This is a genomic window from Chimaeribacter californicus (assembly GCF_002858675.1).
In the GTDB taxonomy this organism is placed as follows: domain Bacteria; phylum Pseudomonadota; class Gammaproteobacteria; order Enterobacterales; family Enterobacteriaceae; genus Chimaeribacter; species Chimaeribacter californicus.
In genome coordinates this window covers 79,033-102,741 of the sequence record NZ_PJZF01000010.1, presented here as the reverse complement: position 1 = coordinate 102,741, position 23,709 = coordinate 79,033, and the positions used below count along the sequence as shown (strand labels likewise).

The window sequence follows — 23,709 nt, the reverse complement described above, 5'->3', positions numbered from 1 at the left end:
ACCGATGTTGATGCTAAAAACGCTTTTCCGCCGTAAGTCTGTCTGCTCAGGGTTACTGGCACTCACCGGTCTGCTGGCCGCCCACAACAGCGTGGCCGGGGCCTGCTATTTCGCCAACGGAGCCACGACCACCACCGCCATGATGACGCTGCCTGCCGACATCAAGGTGCAGCAGGGTGCGCCGGTAGATACCGTCATCGGTACCTGGGATGCCGCCAACGGGCGCACAGACATTACCTGTACGGCCACCTTCAATACCTGGGTGGGTTACGACATCATCACCGCCGCCGAGGAGGTGTCGGGAAGCCGCCACGTCTATAAAACCAATATTCCCGGCATCGGCATACGCGGCTGGAGCGGCAATGACGCCCGCTATGTGATAAGCGATCGCAGCGCCCTGTTGCCTAAGCATATGGGCAGCAGTAATGCGCCTACCACGGGGTATCTTCCTTCCGCTAACTACCGTATCCAGCTGGTGGTGACCGGCCCGGTGGAAGACGGCACGCTGGATCTCAGCCGTTTTACCGCCGGGTTGTGGTATGACGACCTGCCGGCGACCCGCCTGCAATTCTCTACGCCCACTATCCATGTCATCGCCAACGCCTGCGAGATACAGACCGGCAACATTCAGGTGCCGCTGGGGGATACCCCCGCGACCCTGCTGGATCAGCCGGGGAAAACCTCCACGCCGGTGAATTTCACTGTGGGGTTGCTGTGTGATGCGGGCACCAACGTGAATATCACCTATACCGGCCCCATCGTCAGCGGGCGGCCGGATACGCTGCAGCTGGATAACACCGGGGAGGCGGGCAGTGCCAAAGGGGTAGGGGTGCAGATTCTTCAGGCCAACAGCAGCACGCCGCTGCAATTCGGCAAGGAGTACGCGATGCAGAAGGCGGTACCTGCCGGGGCGCTGTCGCTGCCGTTTCAGGCGCGCTACATCCGGCTGGAGAGTGCGTTAGAACCCGGCGAGGCCAACGCCACCGCCACCTTTGAGATGACTTACCGCTAAGGGGAGTATTGCTGCGGGAACCAGGCGGGCCGCCACCCGCCTGATTTCAGGCGCTAAATCTTCAGGTAAGCGCGGATGCCGTCGAGGAACATCTGGGTAGAGAGCATCACCAGAATCAGCCCCATCAGCCGCTCCAGCGCGCTGACGCCCTTGTCGCCCAGCAGGCGCAGGAAGAGATCGGAAAGCATCAGGATCGCCACCGAAATCCCCCAGGCGATCAGCAGCGCCAGCACCAGATGCGACAGCTGGTTCGGGTACTGGTGCGACAGCAGCATCAGCGCCGCCAGAATCGACGGCCCGGCCACCAGCGGGATCGCCAGCGGCACCAGGAACGGCTCCTCGCCCGCCGACAGGCCGGTGCTGTTGGACTCATGCGACGGGAAAATCATCTTAATCGCGATCAAAAACAGGATAATCCCGCCGGAGATCGAAACGGTTTCAGTGCGCAGGTTCAGGAACGCCAGGATTTTCTCCCCGGCAAACAAAAAGACCAGCATCAGCAGCAGCGCGATCAGCATCTCGCGGATCACAATCACCCGGCGACGTTTCGGCTCCAGATGCTTGAGCACTGACATAAAAATCGGCAGGTTGCCGAGCGGGTCCATGATTAAAAACAGCAACACCGTTGCCGCGATCATTTCAGTCATTATTACCTCAGAGTAAGTCACCGGCCTGACCGGCAGAATATTCTTTTATTTTTAAACGCAGCGAAGATTCATACTGCAATTCAGGGCGCTGCCGGCGTGCTTCCCCGCCACCAGCGCGGAGTATATTAGCAACTCTGCTAACCCGCACGATGACATCGAATAAATTCACTTGCGACTTCTTATACATTTTGTAAGGTGGGAGGCATACGGCGTTTTCGACGCCTTTCCCCTCTTCTTCACCCCTTACACCACAGGGCAAGCAATTATGAAAAATGTAGGTTTCGTTGGCTGGCGCGGCATGGTCGGCTCCGTACTCATGCAACGCATGGTCGAAGAGCGCGATTTCGATGCCATCCGTCCGGTCTTCTTCTCCACCTCCCAGCATGGCCAGGCGGCTCCGGCCTTCGGCGGCCGGCAGGGCACCTTGCAGGATGCGTCCGATCTGGAGGCGCTGCGCGCGCTGGACATCATCATCACCTGCCAGGGCGGGGACTACACCAACGAAATTTATCCGAAACTGCGCGCCAGCGGCTGGCAGGGTTACTGGATTGATGCCGCCTCCTCGCTGCGCATGAACGATGATGCCATCATCATCCTTGACCCAGTCAACCATGATGTGATCCGCCAGGGTGTGGATCGCGGTATTAAAACCTTCGTGGGCGGCAACTGCACCGTGAGCCTGATGCTGATGTCCCTCGGCGGCCTGTTCGCGCAGGATCTGGTGGAGTGGGTGTCCGTTGCCACGTATCAGGCGGCCTCCGGCGGCGGCGCGCGCCATATGCGTGAACTGCTGACCCAGATGGGCATGCTGCACAATGACGTGGCAAAAGAGCTGCAGAACCCGGCCTCGGCGATCCTCGATATCGAGCGCAAAGTCACCGCGCTGACCCGCAGCGGCACCCTGCCGACCGAGCAGTTCGGCGCACCGCTGGCCGGCAGCCTGATCCCGTGGATCGACAAGGCGCTCGACAACGGCCAGAGCAAAGAAGAGTGGAAGGGGCAGGCCGAGACCAACAAAATCCTCAACACCCAGACGATTATCCCGGTGGACGGCCTCTGCGTGCGCATCGGCGCGCTGCGCTGCCACAGCCAGGCCTTCACCATTAAGATGAAGAAAGATGTCTCCATCCCGGAGATTGAAAACCTGCTGGCGACCCATAACGACTGGGTGCGGGTGATCCCGAATGACCGCGAGCTGACGGTGCGTGAGCTGACCCCGGCGGCCGTCACCGGCACGCTGAACACCCCGGTCGGCCGTTTGCGTAAGCTGAACATGGGGCCGGAGTACCTCTCCGCGTTTACCGTGGGCGACCAGCTGTTGTGGGGCGCGGCCGAGCCGTTGCGCCGCATGTTGCGCATTCTGCTCTGATCGGCACAGTCAATGAGGCACCTGCGGGTGCCTCTTTTTTTGCCCTTTCCGGCCTGCGTTTTCCCTGCCTTTTTTTTGCCTTTTCTCTCCACCGGGTGTCAGCGTTAAAAATCCTTATTCTTTGGCACGTTTCTTTAAAAGCATTGACTATGCTTAGCAGGATGAGCCCAGCCACACTTCCGTCATCCGGATAGTCTTAAAAAGATGTAAATGATTGCCATGGCTCACGCTTTTAACGATAAAAGAGAGAAATGATGGGTCAGGACGATCATTTGGTACTTTAATGAATTTATTGATTTTATTGTTGCCATTAATCACAGGATGAAATGCCATGTCAGTTCTTCCCGATCAACATGTGATCAACCAACTTATTACCGGTCATTACGCTGACCCTTTTTCCCTGCTGGGCATGCACAAAGTGGCTGCCGGGCTGGAGGTGCGGGCGCTGCTGCCTGATGCGCGTGAAGTCTGGGTGATTGACGCCCAAAGCAACCGGAAAGTCGCTAACCTGCACTGCCGGGATGAGCGTGGCTTTTTTGTCGGGCTGTTGCCGCGGCGCAAGAACTCCTTCCATTACCAGCTGCAGGTGATGTGGGAAAACGACACGGTAGTGATAGAAGACCCGTATCGCTTCGGCCCGCTGTTGCAGGATCTCGACATCTGGCTGCTCTCTGAAGGCACGCACCTGCGCCCCTATGAGCGCATGGGCGCGCACCCCACCACGCTTGACGGCGTCGAAGGCGTGAGTTTTGCCGTCTGGGCGCCGAATGCCGTCCGCGTCTCGGTGGTCGGGGAGTTCAACTTCTGGGACGGCCGCCGCCACCCGATGCGCCTGCGTAAAGAGAACGGCATCTGGGAGCTGTTCCTGCCGGGCGTCACGCCGGGCCAGCTCTATAAATATGAAATCATCGACTGCCGCGGCCACACCCGGCTGAAAGCCGATCCTTACGCCTTTGAGGCGCAGATGCGCCCGGAAACCGCCTCGCTGATAAGCACGCTGCCGTCGCCGGTGGCGCGTACCGCCGAACGCCAGCGCGCCAACGATTTCGACCAGCCGATCTCCATCTATGAGGTACACCTCGGCTCCTGGCGGCGCCATACCGACAATAATTTCTGGCTGAGCTACGGCGAACTGGCCGACCAGCTGATCCCCTATGTCAAAGAGATGGGCTTCACCCACATCGAGCTGATGCCGATCAATGAGCACCCGTTTGACGGCAGCTGGGGCTACCAGCCGCTCGGCATGTATGCGCCGACCCGGCGTTACGGCTCGCCGGAGGAGTTCCGTGCCTTCATCGACAAGGCGCACCAGGCGGGTATCAATGTCATCCTCGACTGGGTACCGGGCCACTTCCCGTCGGACGAGCACGGCCTGGCGCAGTTTGACGGCACCGCGCTGTATGAGTACGCCGACCCGCGCGAAGGCTTCCATCAGGACTGGAACACGCTGATCTACAACTATGGCCGCCACGAGGTGCGCAACTACCTGGCCGGCAACGCCTTCTACTGGGTGGAGCGTTACGGCATCGATGCGCTGCGGGTGGATGCGGTGGCCTCAATGATCTACCGCGACTACAGCCGTGCCGAGGGCCAGTGGGTGCCGAACCACTATGGCGGGCGGGAAAACCTCGAGGCGATCGCCTTCCTGCGCTACACCAACCAGACGCTGGGCAAATCCCTGCCGGGCGCGGTGACGCTGGCGGAGGAGTCCACGGACTACCCGGGCGTGACCAACCCGCCGGATGCCGGTGGGCTGGGCTTCCACTACAAGTGGAATCTCGGCTGGATGCACGACACCCTCAACTATTTCAAACTCGACCCGGTCTACCGCAAGCACCACCACAACCAGCTGACCTTCGGGATGCTCTACGCCTACACCGAAAACTTTGTGCTGCCGATTTCGCATGATGAAGTGGTGCACGGCAAAGGCTCGGTGCTCGACCGGATGCCGGGCGACACCTGGCAGAAGTTCGCCAACCTGCGTGCCTACTACGGCTTTATGTGGGCGCACCCCGGCAAAAAACTGCTGTTTATGGGCTGCGAATTCGCCCAGGGGCGTGAGTGGGACTTTGACAGCAGCCTCGACTGGCACCTGCTGGAAGAGGGCTATGACGGCTGGCACAGCGGCGTGCAGCACCTGGTGCGCGACCTCAACCACACTTACCAGCAGCAGCCGACGCTGTATGAACTGGATTACCAGCCGCAGGGCTTTGACTGGCTGGTGGTGGATGACAGCGAAAACTCGGTATTCGCCTTTGTGCGCCGCGACCGCGCCGGGAATGAGCTGATCGCGGTAAGCAACTTCACGCCGGTGCCGCGCTATGAGTACCGCATCGGCATCGACACGCCCGGCACCTACCGGGAGATCCTCAACACTGACTCGGAATTCTATCGCGGCAGCAACGTCGGCAATCAAGGCCTGATTGAAAGCCACGAGATCGGCAGCCACCAGCGCCCGCACTCGCTGGTGCTGACCATTCCGCCGCTGGCGACGCTTTACCTGCTCCGGGAGGTGGGATGACGGCGTTGGAACCAGGCAGGCCCGAACCGGCCGGCGCGCAGGTTGATCAGCACGGCATCAATTTCAGCGTGTTTTCGGCCCATGCCACCAACATTGAACTCTGTGTGTTTGATGATGACGGCAACGAGCAGCGGCTGCCGCTGCCGGGCCGCACCGGCAACTGGTGGCACGGCTTCCTGCCGGACGGCAAGCCCGGCCTGCGTTACGGTTTTCGTGCGTCCGGCCCGTTTGAGCCGCACAACGGCCACCGCTTTAACCCGCATAAATTGCTCCTCGACCCGTGCGCCCGTGCAGTTGAGGGCGACGTACCGGACGACCCGCTCCTGCACGGCGGGTGGGATCAGCCGGATGAGCAGGACAGCGCCGCCGTCGCGCCGAAAAGCGTGGTGGTCGCCCCGGAGTATGACTGGGAAGGGGATGCCCCGCTGCGCACGCCGTGGGGGCAGACCGTGATCTATGAAGCGCATGTGCGCGGGCTGACCAAGTGCCACCCGGAGATCCCCGAGGCGCTTCGCGGCACCTATGCGGCGCTGGCGCACCCGGTGATGATTAAACACCTCACCGATCTGGGCATCACTGCGCTGGAGCTGCTGCCGATCCAGCATTTCGCGGATGAGCCGCGGTTGCAGCGCGAGGGGCTGAGCAACTACTGGGGCTACAACCCGCTGGCGCTCTATGCCGTGGAGCCCCGCTACGCCAGCCGGCCGGAGCCGGGCGCGGCGATTAATGAGTTCCGGGACGCGGTTAAAACGCTGCACAAACACGGCATTGAGGTGATCCTCGATATCGTCTTTAACCACACCGCAGAAATTGACCTCACCGGCCCGACGCTTTCCCTGCGCGGGCTGGACAACAAAAGTTACTACTGGCTGCACGACAACGGCGACTACGACAACATGACCGGTTGCGGCAACGCCATCCGGCTCCTGGATCAGGAGACGGTGGCATGGGCCATCGGCTGTATGCGCTACTGGCTGGAGGAGTGCCACGTTGACGGTTTCCGCTTTGACCTCGCGCCAATCATGGGGCGCACCCCGGCCTTCTCCAGAGAGGCGCCGCTGTTTAAGGCGATGCTGGCCGACCCGGCCATCTCCCAATGCAAACTGATCGCGGAGCCGTGGGACATCGGCCTCGGCGGCTACCAGCTGGGCAACTTCCCCGCGCCGTTTGCCGAGTGGAACGACCGCTTCCGGGATGATGTCCGCCGCTTCTGGTTACAGGGGCACCTGCCGCTGGGGCAGTTCGCCACCCGGTTTTCCGGCTCCCAGGACTATTTCGGGCACGACGGGCGGCAGCCAATCGCCGCCATCAATATGCTCACGGCCCATGACGGCTTCACCCTGCAGGACACCGTGAGTTTTAACCATAAACATAACCAGTCAAACGGTGAGCACAACCGTGACGGAACCAGTGAGAACCACAGTAACAACCACGGCCATGAAGGGCTGGATGCTGACGAGGCGGTCAAAACACGCCGCCGCCGTTCGCAGCGTGCCCTGCTGACCACCCTGTTACTGGCGCATGGCACGCCGATGTTGCTGGCCGGCGATGAGCAGGGACAGAGCCAGCAGGGCAATAACAACGCCTACTGTCAGGACAATGAACTGACCTGGCTCAACTGGGCGGACGCAGACACCTCCCTGACCGACTTTACCGCTGCGCTGTTGCGCCTGCGCCGCCAGATCCCCGCCTTGCAGCATGGGGAATGGTGGCAGGACAACCGCAACGATGTGCAGTGGCTGAACGGGGAGGGGCAGCCGATGACCGTGCAGCGCTGGGAGCGGGGGCCGCAGCAACGGCTGCAAATCCTGCTGTCAGGCAAATGGTTGCTGGCCATCAATGCGTCAGAGCGCAACGATGACATCGCATTACCACCGGGCGCCTGGGAGGCGGTTGACCCGTTTAATCAGGATGAAAACCGTCCGGAGCATGGGCTCTGGCATGCACCCGCGCGGGCCCTCTGCGTGTTTGCGCGGGAATAAAAAAAGAAAAGGAGTCAGCCATGGTTAAGTTCGATAACGAAGATGCCTTGATGCTGGCCAGGCAACTGCCCGCCGATTCGGTGGCGCTGATCCTGGCCGGGGGCCGTGGCTCGCGGCTGAAAGATCTGACCTCTACCCGTGCAAAACCCGCCGTCCACTTTGGCGGTAAATTCCGTATTATCGATTTTGCCCTGTCGAACTGCCTGAACTCCGGCATCCGGCGCATCGGCATCATCACCCAGTACCAGTCGCATACCCTGGTGCAGCATATCCAGCGCGGCTGGTCGTTCCTTAACGAGGAGATGAACGAGTTTGTTGACCTGTTGCCCGCCCAGCAGCGCAACGAAGAAGACAACTGGTACAAAGGCACGGCGGATGCGGTCTACCAGAACCTGGACATCATCCGGCGCTACGAAGCCAAGTACATCGTGATCCTGGCGGGTGACCACATCTACAAGATGGATTACTCGCGCATGCTGATCGACCACGTGCAAAAAGACGCGGAGTGTACCGTGGCCTGTATGCCGGTGCCGATCGCGGAAGCGCGCGATTTCGGCGTGATCCATGTGGATGAAGAGGGGCGCGTACGCGACTTTGTTGAAAAACCAGCCAATCCACCGGCGATGCCGGGGAATCCTGACCTGGCGCTGGCGAGCATGGGCATCTACATTTTTAATGCCGATTTCCTGTTCCGGCTGCTGGAGGAAGATCGCCAGCTGCCGGAGTCTGACAGGGACTTCGGCAAAGACCTGATCCCGAAAATCACCCAGCAGGGCAAAGCCTGGGCGCACCCGTTTACGCTCTCCTGCGTGACCTCCAGCGCCAATGCCAAGCCGTACTGGCGTGACGTCGGGACGCTGCATGCCTACTGGCGCGCCAACCTTGATCTCGCTTCGGTCACCCCGGAGCTGGACATGTATGACCGCCGCTGGCCGATACGTACCCATATGGAACCGCTGCCGCCGGCGAAATTTGTCCAGGATCGCTCCGGCAGCCACGGCATGACCATGAACTCCCTGGTGTCAGGCGGCTGTATCGTCTCCGGCTCGGTGGTGGTGCATTCGGTGCTGTTCCCACGGGTGCGGGTCAATTCATTTTGTACTATTGATTCATCGGTGCTGCTGCCGGACGTGAACATCGGCCGCTCCTGCCGTTTACGGCGCTGCATCATTGACCGTGCCTGCCATATTCCTGAGGGCATGGTGATCGGGGAGAACGCGGACGAGGACAGCCGCCGTTTTTACCGGTCTGACGAAGGAATTGTATTAGTAACCCGGGCGATGCTGGCCAGGTTGGAAGGCGAACGCGCGCAGTAACCACTGCCGGGAAGCGCAACAGCTTGGGTGAAGCCAGGCCCGCGGCACCAGGAGCCGCCGCGGGCTTTTTCGCCCCCCAGAATGTCTTACGTTGATGTCCGGTCGCAGAGGCGCCGGAGCCGACAATCAGGAGCGACGATGCAGGTTTTACATGTGTGTTCTGAGCTTTTCCCCCTGCTGAAAACCGGCGGGTTGGCAGATGTAACCGGTGCGCTGCCCGCCGCTCAGATAGCGGAGGGTACCGACGTCCGCGTGTTAATACCCGGCTTCCCTGACATTATGCAGGGTATCCCGGACACCGAACTGGTGCGTAATATTGAGACCTTTGCCGGGCCGGTGGGGGTGCGTTTCGGCCACTTCCGCGGCGTGGGGGTCTATGTGATTGATGCACCGGCGCTGTTTGACCGCGCCGGCAGCCCGTACCATGACCAGTCGCTGTATGCTTACCCCGACAACCACCGGCGCTTTGCGCTGCTGGGCTGGATCGCCAGTGAGCTGGCGCTGGGGCTGGACAACTTCTGGACGCCGGACATTGTGCATGCCCATGACTGGCATGCCGGCATGGCGTGCGCCTACATCGCCGCGCGCGGCCACCCGGTGAAAACCGTGTTCACGGTGCATAACCTCGCCTATCAGGGGCTGTTCTCTGCCGTTCACCTGCATGAGCTGCAAATCCCGGAGTCGTTCTTCCAGGTCTACGGGCTGGAGTTTTATGGCCAGATCTCTTTCCTCAAGGCCGGGCTGTTCTTTGCTGACCACATTACGGCCGTCAGCCCGACCTATGCCCATGAGATCACCCTGCCGGCCTTTGGCTACGGCATGGAAGGCCTGTTACAGGAGCGCGAGAGCGAAGGGCGGCTAAGCGGCATCCTGAACGGGGTGGATGAGGCGATCTGGGACCCGCAAACCGACATCCTGCTGTCGGCGCGCTACAGTGCCGAGAACCTCAAGGCAAAAGCGATCAACAAAGCCTACCTGCAACGGGTGATGGGGCTGGACGTCGATGACACCAAACCGGTGTTTTCGGTCGTGAGCCGCCTGACCAGCCAGAAAGGGCTGGATCTGGTGCTGGGCGCGCTGCCGGGCATCCTTGAGCAGGGCGGGCAGATGGTGATCCTCGGTGCCGGGGATGCGGTGCTGCAACAGGCATTCCTGGCTGCCGCCGCCGATTACCCCGGCCAGGTCGGGGTGCAGATTGGCTACCACGAGGCGTTTTCCCACCGCATCATCGGCGGGGCGGACGTGATCCTGGTGCCGAGCCGTTTTGAGCCGTGCGGGCTGACCCAGCTTTACGGCCTGAAATATGGCACGCTGCCGCTGGTGCGCCGCACCGGCGGGCTGGCGGACACCGTGGTGGACTGCTCACTGGAAAACCTGGCCGACGGCACCGCCAGCGGCTTTGTGTTTGAAGACAGCACGCCGGAGTCGCTGAGCCAGGCGGTACGCCGCGCCATGGTGCTCTGGACGCGGCAAAAACACTGGCGGCACGTGCAACAACACGCCATGAGCCTGGACTTCACCTGGCAGGTGGCCGCACACGCCTACAACCTGTTGTATACACGTTTACTGAAGTAATGCCGGCGTGCCGGCCCCGCGCGGCAGGCACGTCCTGTAAAGATCAAGGCACGTCTGGGCCACGCCGTACATTTGGGCGGCGTGGCTATGTCATTGAGCGGTTGCAGTATTCATGTGGATGGGAAACGCTATGACTTCACCTTTTAACTACACTTCACCCACCGTCAGCGTTGAAGCACTCAAGCACTCTATTGCGTATAAGCTGATGTTTATGGTGGGCAAAGATCCGTCTGTGGCCACCAAGCACGACTGGCTCAACGCCTCCCTGTATGCGGTACGCGACCGCATGGTTGAGCGCTGGCTGCGTTCTAACCGCGCCCAGTTGTCGCAGGATGTGCGCCAGGTTTACTACCTCTCCATGGAGTTCCTGCTGGGCCGCACGCTTTCCAATGCACTGCTTTCAATGGGCATCTTTGACGATCTCCGTCAGGCGCTGAATGAGATGGGGCTGGACCTGAACGAACTGATTGAGGAAGAGAACGACCCCGGCCTCGGCAACGGCGGCCTGGGGCGGCTGGCGGCCTGCTTCCTCGACTCGCTGGCGACCCTCGGCCTGCCGGGGCGCGGTTACGGCATCCGCTATGAGTACGGCATGTTCGCGCAGAAGATTGTGAACGGCGAACAGAAAGAATCGCCGGACAACTGGCTGGAATATGGCAACCCATGGGAGTTCCCGCGCCACAATACCCGTTACAAAGTGCGCTTCGGCGGCCGCATCCAGCAGGAGGGGGCCAAAACCCGCTGGCTGGAGACGGAGGAAATCCTGGCCTGCGCCTATGATCAGGTCATCCCCGGGTTTGACACTGACGCCGCCAACACCCTGCGGCTCTGGGGCGCGCAGGCGAGTAACGAAATCAACCTCGGTAAGTTTAACCAGGGTGACTACTTCGCGGCAGTGGAAGACAAAAACCACTCGGAGAACGTGTCGCGGGTGCTCTACCCGGATGACTCCACCTATTCCGGGCGCGAACTGCGGCTGCGGCAGGAGTATTTCCTGGTCTCTGCCACGGTGCAGGACATCCTTAACCGCCACTGGATGATGCACCAGACCTTTGAAAACCTCGCCGATAAGATCGCCATTCACCTGAACGACACCCACCCGGTGCTGGCGATCCCTGAACTGATGCGCCTGCTGATTGACGATCATAAATTCAGTTGGCAGAAAGCCTGGGACGTCACCAGCCGCGTCTTCTCCTACACCAACCACACGCTGATGACAGAGGCGCTGGAGACCTGGCCGGTGGACATGCTCGGCAAGATCCTGCCGCGCCACCTGCAACTGATCTTCGAGATCAACGAGCATTTTCTGAAGTTTGTCGCGGAAGAGGCCCCGGAGGATCTGGATCTTCAGGCGCGTGTTTCGATCATCGATGAGAACCACGGCCGCCGGGTACGTATGGCCTGGCTGGCGGTGATCGCCAGCCACAAGGTCAACGGCGTCTCCGGGCTGCATTCGGAACTGATGGTGCAGTCGCTGTTTGCGGACTTCGCCCGCCTCTACCCAGACCGTTTCTGCAACAAAACCAACGGGGTAACGCCACGGCGCTGGCTGGCGCTGGCCAACCCGTCGCTGGCGTCAGTGCTGGATGACAGCATCGGCCAGACCTGGCGTACCGATCTCAGCCAGCTCAGCGAGCTGAAGCAGAACGTGGACTACCCGAGTTTCCTGCAGGCGCTGCAAAAGGCGAAGCTGGAGAACAAACGGCGGCTGGCGGTTTACATCGCCCGCCAGCTGAACACCGTGGTGAACGCGGCCTCGATGTTTGATGTGCAGATCAAACGCATCCATGAGTACAAGCGCCAGCTGCTTAACGTGCTGCACGTCATCACCCGCTATAACCGCATTCTGGCTGAGCCGGAACGTGACTGGGTGCCGCGCACGGTGATTTTCGCCGGCAAGGCGGCCTCGGCTTACTATGCGGCCAAGCAGGTTATCCGCCTGATCAACGACGTGGCGCAGGTGATCAACAACGATCCACGCGCCCACGCCAAACTGAAAGTGGTGTTCATCCCGAACTACAGCGTCAGCCTGGCGCAGTTGATCATCCCGGCGGCCGATCTTTCCGAACAGATCTCGCTGGCCGGTACCGAGGCCTCCGGCACCAGTAACATGAAATTTGCCCTGAACGGCGCGCTGACCATCGGCACGCTGGATGGCGCAAACGTCGAGATGCTGGAGCATGTGGGTGAGGAGAATATCTTTATCTTCGGCAATACCACCGAAGAGGTGGAGGCACTGCGCCGCAATGGCTACAACCCGCACCAGTATTATGAGCAGGACCACGAACTGCATCAGGTGCTGACGCAGATTGCTACCGGCGTCTTCAGCCCCAGTGAACCCAAACGCTACAGCAACCTGTTTGATTCGCTGGTCAACCTTGGGGACTACTATCAACTGCTGGCCGATTACCGCAGCTATGTGGACACCCAGGACAAAGTGGACGAGCTCTACCAGCAACCGGAAGAGTGGACCCGCCGCGCCTTGCTGAACATCGCCAACATGGGCTATTTCTCCGCCGACCGCACCATCCAGGAGTACGCCGACGAGATCTGGCACATCAAACCGGTAAAACTCTGACCGGGCGCCTTGCCTGGTAGCCCTACAGTCAAAAACCCGCCCCGGCGGGTTTTTTTGTTGGGGGTGAGAAGATAAGTTACTATTGATTCAAAAATAGCCTGTGACTACAATGTGACTACATTATCGCGTCAGTGATAATCACTTATTCTGGAGTTAAATGATGGAAACCTATGTGCGTGCCCGCATTGATGCCGCTTTAAAAGATGAAGCGACGGCTGTGCTGCGTGATTGCGGCCTGACCATCAGCGCGGCATTTCGCCTTTTCCTCGGGCAAGTAGTGGAAGAGCAGCGCCTGCCGCTGGAGATTAAACGCCCCAGTGCAAGACTGCGTGCTGCAATGCAGGAGGCTGATGAGATTGCAGCAAAACATGGCAGTCATTTTGATGATATTGATGACATGTTAGGGAGCTTGGGTCATGGCGAAGGGAAGCAAGAAAAACAGCAAGGGAAAGGACGCGCCAAAAAGACCGGCTGAGCTTCTGCCCCGTAAACTGGATTATACCAGCCAGTTTGCCAGAAGCTGGGAACGCTATAACAAAGCAGGCCGCTACGATCTGTCCCAGATACGTGAGGTGTGCCAATATTTAGTATGGCGTATGCCGCTGCCTGCGCAATACCGGGATCATGAGCTGGCAGGAAAGCCGTGGATGGGGCACCGTGAACTCCACCTTGATGGCGATTTTCTTCTGGTGTATCAGCGTAATGAAGAGAAGAATCTCATCATGCTTATTGATATCGGCACGCATTCTGAACTCTTTGGTTAAAGTCTTTAAGACGTATTCTGGCTGTATTATTCACCAGACAATAAAAAGCCCGGCATAGCGGCCGGGCTTTTTTATCGCGTAATGCCTGCGATCAGGACGCCAGTGAGAGCTTCTTCACCGGGGTAATGTGGTTGGCGAGCCAGGCCGCCACGCGCTGCTGTTGCGCGTCATCCAGCCACATGCCGATCTTGGTGCGGCGCCAGATGGCGTCGTCCAGTTCCTTGACCCACTCCTTCTCCACCAGATAACGCAATTCGGCCTCAAAGAAATGGTGGCCAAAATCTTCACCCAGATCGGCCAGGCTGTTGGCCCCGGCCAGAATCAACTCGCTGTGGCTACCATACGTATTGGTCAGGCGGCGGGCCAGGGATTCCGGCAGCCAGCTGTGTTTGCGGCGCAGTTGCGCGGCGTAGCTGTCACGATCGCCCCCAATATCACCCCCCGGCAGACTGCCCTTTTTCGTCCAGGCCGGGCCGGCGCTCGGGTAGTATTTCGCCAGCTTCTCCATCGCGTGTTCAGCCAGCTTACGGTAAGTGGTCAGCTTGCCGCCAAACACTGACAGCAGCGGCGCCTGGCCGTTGTCGTCATGCACGTCGAGCGTGTAATCACGGGTCACCGCCTGCGGAGAATCAGACTCATCATCACACAGCGGGCGCACGCCGGAGTAACTCCAGACGATGTCCTGACGCCCCAGCTGCTTCTTGAAGTGGCTGTTGTAGATTTTCAGCAGGTAATCTTTTTCCTGATCGTCAATCTGCACACTCTTCGGATCGCCTTTGTACTCCACGTCGGTGGTGCCGATGATGGAAAACTCCTCCATCCACGGAATTACAAACACAATACGGTGATCTTCGTTTTGCAGGATATAAGCCTGCTTCTGGTTGTGCGCACGCGGCACCACAATATGGCTGCCCTTGATCAGGCGGATGCCGTACGGCGATTTCAGTTTCAGGCCATTATCAAAGAAGTTTTTCACCCACGGGCCGGTGGCGTTCACCAGGCCACGCGCACGGCAGGTAAAGGTTTTGCCGCTCGCCACATCCTGCGCTTCAACCACCCACAGGCCGTTTTCACGGCGGGCAGAGGTCACTTTGGTGCGGGTGCGTACTTCACCGCCCCGGCGTTCCACTTCCTGCGCATTCAATACCACCAGACGCGCATCATCTACCCAGCAGTCAGAATATTCGAAACCGCGCGTGATTTCCGGCTTGAGTACCGAATCCGCGCCAAAACGCAGGCTTTTACTCGCCGGCAGGCTGGTGCGTTTGCCGAGGTGATCGTACAGGAACAGGCCGGTACGGATCATCCACGCCGGGCGCAGGTGCGGGCGGTGCGGCAGGCGGAAGCGCATCGGGAACGCAATGTGCGGCGCCAGTTTCAACAGCACCTCACGCTCGGCCAGCGCTTCGCTCACCAGGCGGAATTCGTAATGTTCCAGGTAGCGCAGGCCACCGTGGATCAGTTTCGAGCTGGCGGAAGAGGTGGCACACGCCAAGTCTTGCGCTTCCAGCAGCAGTACGGACAGCCCGCGCCCGGCAGCATCCGCTGCGATGCCGGCCCCGTTGATGCCGCCACCGATCACGATCAAGTCTTTGGTTTCCACGTCATCTTCCTCCAGATGTTCGCAACAGTTCTTTAATGTTCGTTTTCGCTCATGATTGTAATCAAAAACCAACAAATAAGCCAAGGCTTAACCAAATAAAAACATTCATGCGTGATGCAGCTAACACTTTTTCCGGCCTTATTACGTTGTCAGATCATTGACGCCGTAGCGAAAAAGGGGATAAGCAGAAATGACACGGCCCCGTTAAAAAAAACGGGGCCGCAAAAGGCAGGGCAGAAAACGGCCTCAGGCCGCAGGCGGGATCAGCACAGCTCCAGCTGCACCTCATGCTGTTCAATGATTTTCATCACGCTGGCGGGCGGCATTTTGTCCGTGAATAAATAGTCGATCAGGTTCATGTTGCCGAGATTGACCATCGCGTTGCGGCCAAATTTGGAGTGGTCAGTCACCAGCATCACGCAGCGGGAATTCTCAATGATGGCGCGTTTGGTGCGCACCTCATGGTAATCAAACTCCAGCAGCGAGCCGTCCATATCGATGCCGCTGATGCCCAGAATGCCGTAATCCAGGCGGAACTGGGAGATGAAGTCCAGCGTTGCTTCCCCCATGATGCCGCCGTCACGGGTGCGCACTTCCCCCCCGGCCAGAATCAGCCGGAAATCCTCTTTGGCCGTCAGCAGGGTGGCCACATTCAGGTTATTGGTCACGACCCGCAGGTTTTTATGGTTCAGCAGGGCATGGGCGACCGCTTCCGGCGTGGTGCCGATATCAATAAACAGCGTGGCGCCATCCGGGATCTGGCTGGCGACGCGCTGGGCAATGCGCGCCTTTTCGGTCGGCCACATGATTTTACGGTCATGGTAGGCGGCATTCACCGAGCTGGAGGGCAGTGCTGCGCCGCCGTGATGGCGCTGGATTTTATTCTGATCCGCCAGGTCGTTCAGATCGCGGCGGATGGTTTGCGGGCTGACGGCAAAATGTTCCACCAGCTCCTCGGTACTGACATACCCCTGCTGACGCACCAGTTCAATAATCGCGTCATGACGCTGCGTTTGCTTCACATTACACCCCTAAAAAGACCGGAAAAGCCGGCAGTTAGCGTTGCCCGCGCAGGTGGCGCGTATCTTTGAAAGCCATCAGTAAGCCCAGGAGTAACCCGGCTACGTGGGCCGCATTGGCAATCGCCAGGCCAAAAACATCAAAATAACCGGCAACCAGCCACACCAGCGAAAACACCATTAACCCGCGCGGAAGCGAAAGCCCCACGTCCGGTGCACGCTCGCCGGTCAGCCAGACATAGCCCATCAGCGCGTAGACCACACCGGAAAGGCCGCCGAAATAGATACCGCTGTAAAGGGATTGCGCCCAGCCGCTGAAAAAGGCGGAGACCAGCGCGATCGTCACCAGCTTGCCGGTGCCGAGGCGCTTCTCCAGCGGCCCAGCCAGGTACCACCACCACAGCAGGTTGAAAATAATGTGCAGGGGCGAGAAGTGCAGCAACGCATGGCTGACCCAGCGCCACAGCTGCCAGTATTGGCTGCTGTCCGCCGGCCAGCCGAGCCAGTTCATGATGCGGTCATCGCCCATTACCGGCATCAGCAGGTAGATGACAATACTCAGCACCATAATGGCCAGCGTAAACGGCCCGGCCTGGCTGCGGATGCGTGCCAGATAAGAGTAACGCGGGTAAGCCAGCGTGCTTTCTGTATTGCCGGTTTGCCAGCTGGCCGCCTGATAACGGGGATGGGCAGGATCGCGCAGGAACTGCTCAAGCTGGCTTTCGACTTCGCTCAACCGGGATTCATCCGCCAGCCATAATTCAACAGTATGTCCCTGTTGCGGCCGGCTCTCCAGCCGGATGCCCTGAGTCGCCATGTAATCCACAAAGGCCAGGGCGACCCGGGGGTTGGACAACGCAATTATTCGCACCATAGTTTATTTGCAACCCTTCACCGGCGGTGTTTTAACAGATTGATTTTTAATCATGATTTTGCAACTTACCATTCACCCTATGGGCGCGGCAACCTGATTATACCTGCCGTACCCGGGTGTGTACTGCCTGCTTTCTGCCGTATGCGCTGCCTCACAGTTACCGGTTATAGGCCACAGGGTTTACACAGTGGTTCATGCTGAGTATACCGGCCAGGGCGCACAGTGTGTTTCAGGTAACGCATAAACGTATGGTCACATAAACGGTGCAGAACGGCGGGAAGGCGCACACGACAATTGAGGCGGCACCTATCCGCGCAGTGTACCGGGCGTAGCCGGCCAGGTTTTACACCACCGTAGGTAGCATAGGGCATATAAAACACAGCAACATGGCAATGCGCTCGTCCGGAACGCGGGTGTGGAGCCGCGTCTTCCGGGCATTTCCGTTATCAGGCTGGGCGCACAGGCAAAAAAAAGCCACCGGCAAAGCCGGTGGCGGGCAGGATAGGGTAGGCGTCAGGCGTTGTCAGCCTGCACGGCATCAGGGAACTGGCGTGCCCAGGCCTCAAAGCCGCCATCGATGCTGTAGACCGCGCCATAGCCCTGTGTCAGCAGGTACTGCGCCGCGCCGCGGCTGCTGATGCCGTGATAGCACATCACCATCACCGGCTTATCAAACGCCGTCTGCTGGATAAACGCCGGTAAATTGCCGTTCGTCAGGTGGAACGCTCCCGGCGCATGGGCGGCGGCAAAACTCTGCGGATCGCGGATATCCACCATCACGGCGTCACCCTGGCTTAACCGGGCGTGTGCCTGCTCAACGCTGATTGCTTCGAACTGTTCCATACTGCGGGGCGCCTCTGAATTAGGGGAAAACACCGTAACAGTGTACCTAATTTTTTGCCGGACAAGACCCGGCATAATACAGGGCTATTGTGAAAAGGTCACCACACAGCCTTGCCGGGGTTTACGCCGTGGACAATTTCAGCGGCGGTTATTGCCCCTCCGCCGATTGCCCCAGCATTTTACGCAACCGACGATTTTCAGCGGCCATTGCTCACCATCGACGCATTTGCCATGAATGTGATCGGATGGCGCATAACGACGATGCCCAGCCGGGCGGCGTCGTGACACGGCCGTCACACCAGAATCACCTCAACGCCCTGATCGCGTAACTGCGCCACCAGCGCTGCGTCTGCATCCTGCCCGGTGATCACGACATCAATCTGTTCGGTGCGGCTAAACAGCATACCAGCCCGCTGCCCCAACTTGCTGCTATCTACCAGCACCGCCAGTTTACCCACGGTGTTAAGCATCTTTTGCTCGGCCATCGCGGTCAGCATGTCGGTTTTATACAACCCTTCGGCCGTCAGCCCGATGCCGCTGGTAAACATCCAGTGCCCGGCATAAAGGGTGGCATCGCCGTCTTGTGGCGCGAGGGTGATGGCCTGGCTTTTATTATATTGCCCGCCCATGATCACCACGCTTTCATGCTCCTGCTCAATCAAATAATTGGCCAGCGGCAGATAGTTGGTGATCACCTGTACCGGTTTGCCGCAAATCTCCTGACCCAGCAAAAAGGCCGTGGAGCCACAGTTAATCACCACGCTTTGATCCGGGCTGCACAGCGCCGCTGCGGCTTTGGCGATGCGCATCTTCTCATTGAGATGCGCCGTCTGGTGAATATTCAGCGGCGTCCAGCTCTGGCGCGGCGTGCTGATGGCTTCTGCCCCATTGCGTACTTTGCGTAATTTTCCCAGCTCATTGAGCTTGGTGATGTCGCGACGCGCCGTTGCCGGTGAAATAGCAAACTGCGTGATGACATCCGCGACAGAGAGCTGCCCCTGACGTTGAAGCAGCCCAAGGATAGCGTTATGTCGTTGTGCTTCTGTCATGATTGCCCCGCGTGGATAATGATTATCCGGTGATTATACGCGAGCATCATGCGCATTTGTATTTTTCGTTGCTTGCCCCACGTGCCAGGGCAGGGCAACGTACCCTGCCGCACGCGGACAGCCCTCAAAGGAACGAGGTAAACGGCAGATCCGGTTCCTGGGTAAAGCAGTCATCAAACCCACGTGGGTAGTGATATTCAAAATTATCCTTGTCCAGCGGCCAGGTGAATTTGCCGCCCACCTGCCAGATAAACGGCTTGAAGCCATAGCGCAGCCGGTCTTTTTTCATCTCCCACAGCACGCGGATCTCCTGCGGGTCTGCCTGGAAGTTTGACCAGATGTCATGGTGGAACGGGATCACCACCTGGGTTTTCAGCGCTTCGGCCATCCGCAGAATATCGGCGCTGGTCATCTTGTCGGTGATACCGCGCGGGTTCTCCCCGTAAGACCCCAGAGCCACATCGACGTGGTGCTCATTGCCATGTTTCGCGTAATAGTTCGAGTAGTGCGAATCACCACTGTGGTAGAGCGAGCCGCCCGGTGTTGTGAACAGATAATTGACGGCGCGTTGATCCATGCCGTCCGGCAGTACCCCGGCAGCCCGCTGCCCGGCTGGTAACGTAATCAGCGCGGTGCGGTCGAACGCCTCCAGCGCGCGGATCTCCACATCTTTAATGGTCACCACCTTACCCGGCGTCATCACGATGCAGCGCTCAGCTGGTACGCCCCAGCTGATCCAGAGATCAACGCAGGTTTGCGGCCCGATAAACGGCACAGAGGCATCACAGTTCTGCATCACGGCCGCGGCTACATTAACGTCAATGTGATCGTTGTGATCGTGGGTGGAGAGCACCGCGTCAATTTGCCGGATGGCAAACGGGTCCAGCACAAAGGGGGTGGTGCGCAGGTTTGGCTGCAACTTTTTCACCCCGGCCATGCGCTGCATCTGGTGGCCATCCTTCATCAACGGGTTAGCATGGCTCTGCTTGCCGGTTCCGCACCAGAAATCAACACACAGGTTGGCACCGCCCTCAGACTTCAGCCAGATACCGGTACACCCCAGCCACCACATGGCAAATGTGCCGGGAGCCACCTGCTCCTGTTCAATCTCTTCATTCAGCCAGCTGCCCCATTCCGGGAACGTATTCAGGATCCAGGCTTCACGGGTCAGGGTGGTTACTTTACTCATCGCGTTTCCTCGTCGGGTTGGTGATAAACATACAAGTCTATAAATCAATTTCAATCATTAAATGATTATTAGTGATTAATTTGAGAGGAATCTAGCACTCTTTTTGTGGGCTTACAACGCTGTTTCACCTATTTTACGAGACCTTTCCCGACGTGAATCTTCAGGCGAGGAGTTATCAGCTATTCATATGGTTTGTTTTTTATTTTGATAAACAATTATTTATTCAAAAGCGCTGCATACCCTTCAATGCGTGTTGCTGTCGCTGAATCAATATCTTGAGAAGGTGCTCACAAATAATCATAAAGTGTCTTTTTGTGATAACAGGTGAGCGGTAGAGTGCGACGACCTTAAGATTGTTGTGCCTTTACCCGGATGCAAACTTGCAGGATATCCGGCCCAACGCGGAAAGCCTCACGGAGTGCTTTCTCATGGAGAGCCTTATGGAAACCCTCTATACCCTGTTTACTGTTTTTTTTAACCAGGTCATGACCAACGCCCCGCTGTTACTGGGGCTGGTGACCATGCTGGGCTATTTGCTGTTACGCAAAAGCGCCACCGTGATCATCAAAGGAACGCTGAAAACCATTATTGGTTTCATGCTGTTGCAGGCCGGATCAGGCATTCTGACCAGCACCTTCAAACCGGTGGTGGCCAAATTATCGGAAGTGTATGGCATTAACGGGGCCATTTCGGACACCTATGCCGCGATGATGGCCACCATTGAACGGATGGGCGATGCCTACAGCTGGGTTGGGTACGCGGTGCTGCTCGCGCTGGCGCTGAACATTGGGTATGTGCTGCTGCGCCGTATTACCGGCATCCGTACCATCATGCTGACCGGGCACATCATGTTCCAGCAGGCCGGGTTAATCGCGGTGTTCTTCTACATTCTGGGCTACCCGATGTGGACGACCATTCTGTGCACCGCGGTGCTGGTGTCACTTTACTGGGGCATCACCGCCAACATGATGTACAAACCTACCCAGGACGTCACCGACGGTTGCGGCTTCTCCATTGGCCATCAACAGCAGTTTGCCGCCTGGCTGGCGTATAAGCTCGCCCCGTTCCTCGGCAAAAAAGAGGAGAGCGTGGAAGATCTCAAACTGCCGGGCTGGCTCAACATCTTCCATGACAACATCGTCTCGACGGCCATCGTCATGACGCTGTTTTTCGGCATCATTCTCTGTTCATTTGGCCTGGACACCCTGCAAACCATGGCCGGAAAAACTCACTGGACGATCTATATCCTCCAGACCAGCCTGATGTTCTCGGTTGCCATCTTCATCATTGTGCAGGGCGTGCGCATGTTCGTTGCGGAACTCACGGAAGCCTTTAACGGCATCTCCCAGCGGCTGATCCCAGGGGCGGTGCTGGCGATTGACTGCGCCGCCATCTACAGCTTTGCGCCCAATGCCGTGGTGTGGGGCTTTATGTGGGGCACCATCGGCCAGTTGATTGCCGTCGGCATCCTGCTGGCCATCGGCTCTTCCATCATGATCATTCCAGGCTTTATCCCGATGTTCTTCTCTAACGCCACCATCGGCGTATTCGCCAATCACGTTGGCGGCTGGCGCGCCGCGCTGAAGATCTGCCTGGTGATGGGTATGGTGGAGATCTTTGGCTGTGTCTGGGCAGTGAAACTCACCGGGCTGAGCGCCTGGATGGGCATGGCGGACTGGTCCATCCTCGCCCCGCCGATGATGCAGGGCTTCACCACCGGCCTGTGGTTTATGGGTGTGATCCTCATGATTGCTGTGATCTACATGTTCTTCGCCGGTCGTGCGCTGCGCGCCGAAGAAGACGCGGAAAAAAGCGTATTACCGCAGTCAGTCAAACAATAAAAACAGTCGGTTAAACAATAACAACCCATTGAATAATAAGGAGCCAAGATTATGACCGTACGCATTCTGGCGGTATGTGGGTGTGGGCAAGGCAGTTCAATGATCATGAAGATGAAAGTCGGCCAGTTCCTCACCCAGGAGGGCATCGATCACAGCGTGAACAGTTGCGCCGTCGGGGAGTACAAGTCCGAACTGGGCGGCGCGGACATCATCATCGCCTCTACCCATGTGGCGGATGAGATCACCGTCAGCGGCAATAAATATGTGGTCGGTGTGCGCAATATGCTGTCTGCGGCAGACTTCGGGCCGAAGCTGCTGGACGTGATCACGGCCCATTTTCCCCATGATCTTAAAAAACAGGAGACGGTATGAAGCTGCGTGATTCCCTGGCGGAAAATCATGCCATCGCCCTTCAGGCGGAAGCGGCCACCTGGCAGGACGCGGTGAAAATCGGCGTTGATCTGCTGGTGAAGGCCGGGGTGGTGGAACCCCGTTATTACCAGGCCATTCTGGACGGCGTCGCGCGTTTCGGCCCCTACTTTGTGATTGCCCCAGGGCTGGCCATGCCGCATGGCCGCCCGGAGGAGGGGGTCAACAAAACCGGGTTTGCGCTGGTCACGTTGAAAACGCCGCTGGTGTTTAACCATGAAGAGAATGACCCGGTCGATATCCTGATTACGCTGGCGGCAGTAGATGCCCAGGCGCATCAGGAGATCGGCATCATGCAAGTGGTGAACCTGTTTGAAGATGAAGCCAATTTTGACCGGCTGCGCGCCTGCCGCACTGAACAGGACGTGCTGGCACTTATTGATGAAACCTCAGCCGCCGCTGGCCCGGCCGCCCACTAAAAGGAGCGTTGTTATGTCTCACACTTTACCGATGTTACAAATCGCGCTGGATAACCAGAGCATGGCCGATGCCTACCGCACCACCCGGCAGATTGCGGCGGAAGTCGATATTATTGAAGTGGGTACCATCCTCTGTGTGGCAGAAGGGGTGCGCGCGGTGCGTGACCTCAAAGCGCTCTACCCGGAAAAAATTGTGCTGGCCGATGCCAAAATTGCCGACGCCGGGCAAATCCTCGCCCGCATGTGTTTTGAGGCCAATGCGGATTGGATCACCGTGATCTGCTGTGCCGACATCAACACCGCCAAAGGCGCGCTGGAGGTCGCTCATGCGTTCAACGGCGATGTGCAGATTGAACTGACCGGCTTCTGGACCTGGGAGCAGGCCGCAGAGTGGCGCGCCGCCGGGATTGGGCAGGTGGTTTATCACCGCAGCCGTGATGCGCAGGCGGCAGGCGTGGCCTGGGGCGAAGCGGACATTGCCGCGATCAAACGGCTGTCAGAGATGGGCTTTAAGGTCACGGTGACCGGCGGGCTGGCGCTGGCGGATCTGCCGCTGTTCCAGGGCATCCCGGTGCATGTGTTTATCGCCGGGCGCAGCATCCGCGATGCCGCAGACCCGGTTGAGGCGGCGCGCCAGTTCAAGCGCACCATTCAGCAGCTCTGGGGCTAAGGAGCCGGC

At 58.7% G+C, this 23,709-nt stretch carries 20 protein-coding genes; 13 read left to right on the top strand and 7 right to left on the bottom strand.

Annotation, left to right across the window (positions count from 1 at the left end; genetic code table 11):
• Positions 1-4 precede the first annotated feature (4 nt).
• Positions 5-1,012: a fimbrial protein gene (locus CYR55_RS13020; RefSeq protein ID WP_165699587.1), complete on the top strand. Its 1,008-nt coding sequence runs from the start codon at positions 5-7 to the stop codon at positions 1,010-1,012.
• A gap of 53 nt (positions 1,013-1,065) precedes the next feature.
• Here CYR55_RS13020 and CYR55_RS13015 read toward each other — a convergent pair whose 3' ends face one another.
• Positions 1,066-1,659 carry a YhgN family NAAT transporter gene (locus tag CYR55_RS13015; RefSeq protein WP_101816548.1) on the bottom strand — a complete coding sequence of 198 codons (594 nt, stop codon included), beginning with the start codon at positions 1,657-1,659 and terminating at the stop codon, positions 1,066-1,068.
• A gap of 265 nt (positions 1,660-1,924) precedes the next feature.
• Between CYR55_RS13015 and asd the strand changes: the two genes are divergently transcribed.
• The 8 genes from asd to CYR55_RS12975 all read left to right on the top strand — a co-directional run bounded on the left by asd (position 1,925) and on the right by CYR55_RS12975 (position 13,764).
• The gene (gene asd / locus CYR55_RS13010; protein WP_101816547.1) at positions 1,925-3,028 is read left to right on the top strand and encodes an aspartate-semialdehyde dehydrogenase; all 1,104 of its coding nucleotides are present in this window, start codon (positions 1,925-1,927) and stop codon (positions 3,026-3,028) included.
• A gap of 331 nt (positions 3,029-3,359) precedes the next feature.
• Entirely contained in the window at positions 3,360-5,549 is a 2,190-nt protein-coding gene (gene glgB, locus CYR55_RS13005; RefSeq protein ID WP_101816546.1) for a 1,4-alpha-glucan branching enzyme, read from the top strand.
• Positions 5,546-7,531 (top strand): glycogen debranching protein GlgX, encoded by a 1,986-nt coding sequence (gene glgX, locus CYR55_RS13000; protein WP_101816545.1) that lies wholly within the window; start codon positions 5,546-5,548, stop codon positions 7,529-7,531. Before glgB ends, glgX begins: the two co-directional genes overlap by 4 nt.
• A gap of 20 nt (positions 7,532-7,551) precedes the next feature.
• Entirely contained in the window at positions 7,552-8,847 is a 1,296-nt protein-coding gene (gene glgC, locus CYR55_RS12995; RefSeq protein ID WP_101816544.1) for a glucose-1-phosphate adenylyltransferase, read from the top strand.
• A gap of 138 nt (positions 8,848-8,985) precedes the next feature.
• Complete coding sequence (glgA, locus tag CYR55_RS12990) at positions 8,986-10,422, top strand: glycogen synthase GlgA (RefSeq protein ID WP_101816543.1); 1,437 nt, start codon at positions 8,986-8,988, stop codon at positions 10,420-10,422.
• 130 nt (positions 10,423-10,552) lie between these two features.
• Entirely contained in the window at positions 10,553-13,000 is a 2,448-nt protein-coding gene (gene glgP / locus CYR55_RS12985) for a glycogen phosphorylase (RefSeq protein ID WP_101816542.1), read from the top strand.
• A 157-nt stretch (positions 13,001-13,157) separates the two neighbouring features.
• On the top strand, positions 13,158-13,475 hold the full coding sequence (locus tag CYR55_RS12980) for a type II toxin-antitoxin system RelB/DinJ family antitoxin (RefSeq protein ID WP_241522148.1): 318 nt from the start codon (positions 13,158-13,160) through the stop codon (positions 13,473-13,475).
• A complete protein-coding gene (locus CYR55_RS12975) occupies positions 13,417-13,764 on the top strand; it encodes a type II toxin-antitoxin system YafQ family toxin (protein ID WP_101816540.1) in 348 nt (115 codons plus the stop codon). The genes CYR55_RS12980 and CYR55_RS12975 overlap by 59 nt, the downstream gene beginning before the upstream one ends.
• A 91-nt stretch (positions 13,765-13,855) precedes the next feature.
• Here CYR55_RS12975 and glpD read toward each other — a convergent pair whose 3' ends face one another.
• From glpD to ulaG, 6 genes are all read right to left on the bottom strand, one after another.
• On the bottom strand, positions 13,856-15,367 hold the full coding sequence (gene glpD, locus CYR55_RS12970) for a glycerol-3-phosphate dehydrogenase (protein WP_101816539.1): 1,512 nt from the start codon (positions 15,365-15,367) through the stop codon (positions 13,856-13,858).
• Between the two features lie 263 nt (positions 15,368-15,630).
• Positions 15,631-16,389, bottom strand: a complete 759-nt coding sequence (locus CYR55_RS12965; RefSeq protein WP_101816538.1) for a DeoR/GlpR family transcriptional regulator — start codon at positions 16,387-16,389, stop codon at positions 15,631-15,633.
• A gap of 34 nt (positions 16,390-16,423) precedes the next feature.
• Positions 16,424-17,260 (bottom strand): rhomboid family intramembrane serine protease GlpG, encoded by an 837-nt coding sequence (gene glpG / locus CYR55_RS12960; protein WP_101816537.1) that lies wholly within the window; start codon positions 17,258-17,260, stop codon positions 16,424-16,426.
• A 513-nt stretch (positions 17,261-17,773) separates the two neighbouring features.
• A complete protein-coding gene (gene glpE, locus CYR55_RS12955; RefSeq protein WP_101816536.1) occupies positions 17,774-18,103 on the bottom strand; it encodes a thiosulfate sulfurtransferase GlpE in 330 nt (109 codons plus the stop codon).
• Between the two features lie 293 nt (positions 18,104-18,396).
• Complete coding sequence (gene ulaR / locus CYR55_RS12950; RefSeq protein ID WP_101816535.1) at positions 18,397-19,152, bottom strand: HTH-type transcriptional regulator UlaR; 756 nt, start codon at positions 19,150-19,152, stop codon at positions 18,397-18,399.
• A 124-nt stretch (positions 19,153-19,276) separates the two neighbouring features.
• Positions 19,277-20,341, bottom strand: coding sequence for an L-ascorbate 6-phosphate lactonase (ulaG, locus tag CYR55_RS12945; RefSeq protein ID WP_101816534.1), 1,065 nt, complete (start codon positions 20,339-20,341; stop codon positions 19,277-19,279).
• Positions 20,342-20,781: 440 nt separating this feature from the next.
• Here ulaG and ulaA point away from each other — a divergent pair, with 440 nt between their 5' ends.
• Genes ulaA through CYR55_RS12925 form a run of 4 tightly spaced genes read left to right on the top strand, consistent with a single transcriptional unit; the run spans position 20,782 to position 23,700 of the window.
• Complete coding sequence (ulaA, locus tag CYR55_RS12940) at positions 20,782-22,182, top strand: PTS ascorbate transporter subunit IIC (RefSeq protein ID WP_101816533.1); 1,401 nt, start codon at positions 20,782-20,784, stop codon at positions 22,180-22,182.
• A 51-nt stretch (positions 22,183-22,233) separates the two neighbouring features.
• Positions 22,234-22,554 carry a PTS ascorbate transporter subunit IIB gene (ulaB, locus tag CYR55_RS12935; RefSeq protein WP_101816532.1) on the top strand — a complete coding sequence of 107 codons (321 nt, stop codon included), beginning with the start codon at positions 22,234-22,236 and terminating at the stop codon, positions 22,552-22,554.
• Entirely contained in the window at positions 22,551-23,030 is a 480-nt protein-coding gene (ulaC, locus tag CYR55_RS12930; RefSeq protein WP_101816531.1) for a PTS ascorbate transporter subunit IIA, read from the top strand. Before ulaB ends, ulaC begins: the two co-directional genes overlap by 4 nt.
• 13 nt (positions 23,031-23,043) lie before the next feature.
• A complete protein-coding gene (locus tag CYR55_RS12925; RefSeq protein WP_101816530.1) occupies positions 23,044-23,700 on the top strand; it encodes a 3-keto-L-gulonate-6-phosphate decarboxylase UlaD in 657 nt (218 codons plus the stop codon).
• The last annotated feature ends 9 nt before the right edge of the window (positions 23,701-23,709 follow it).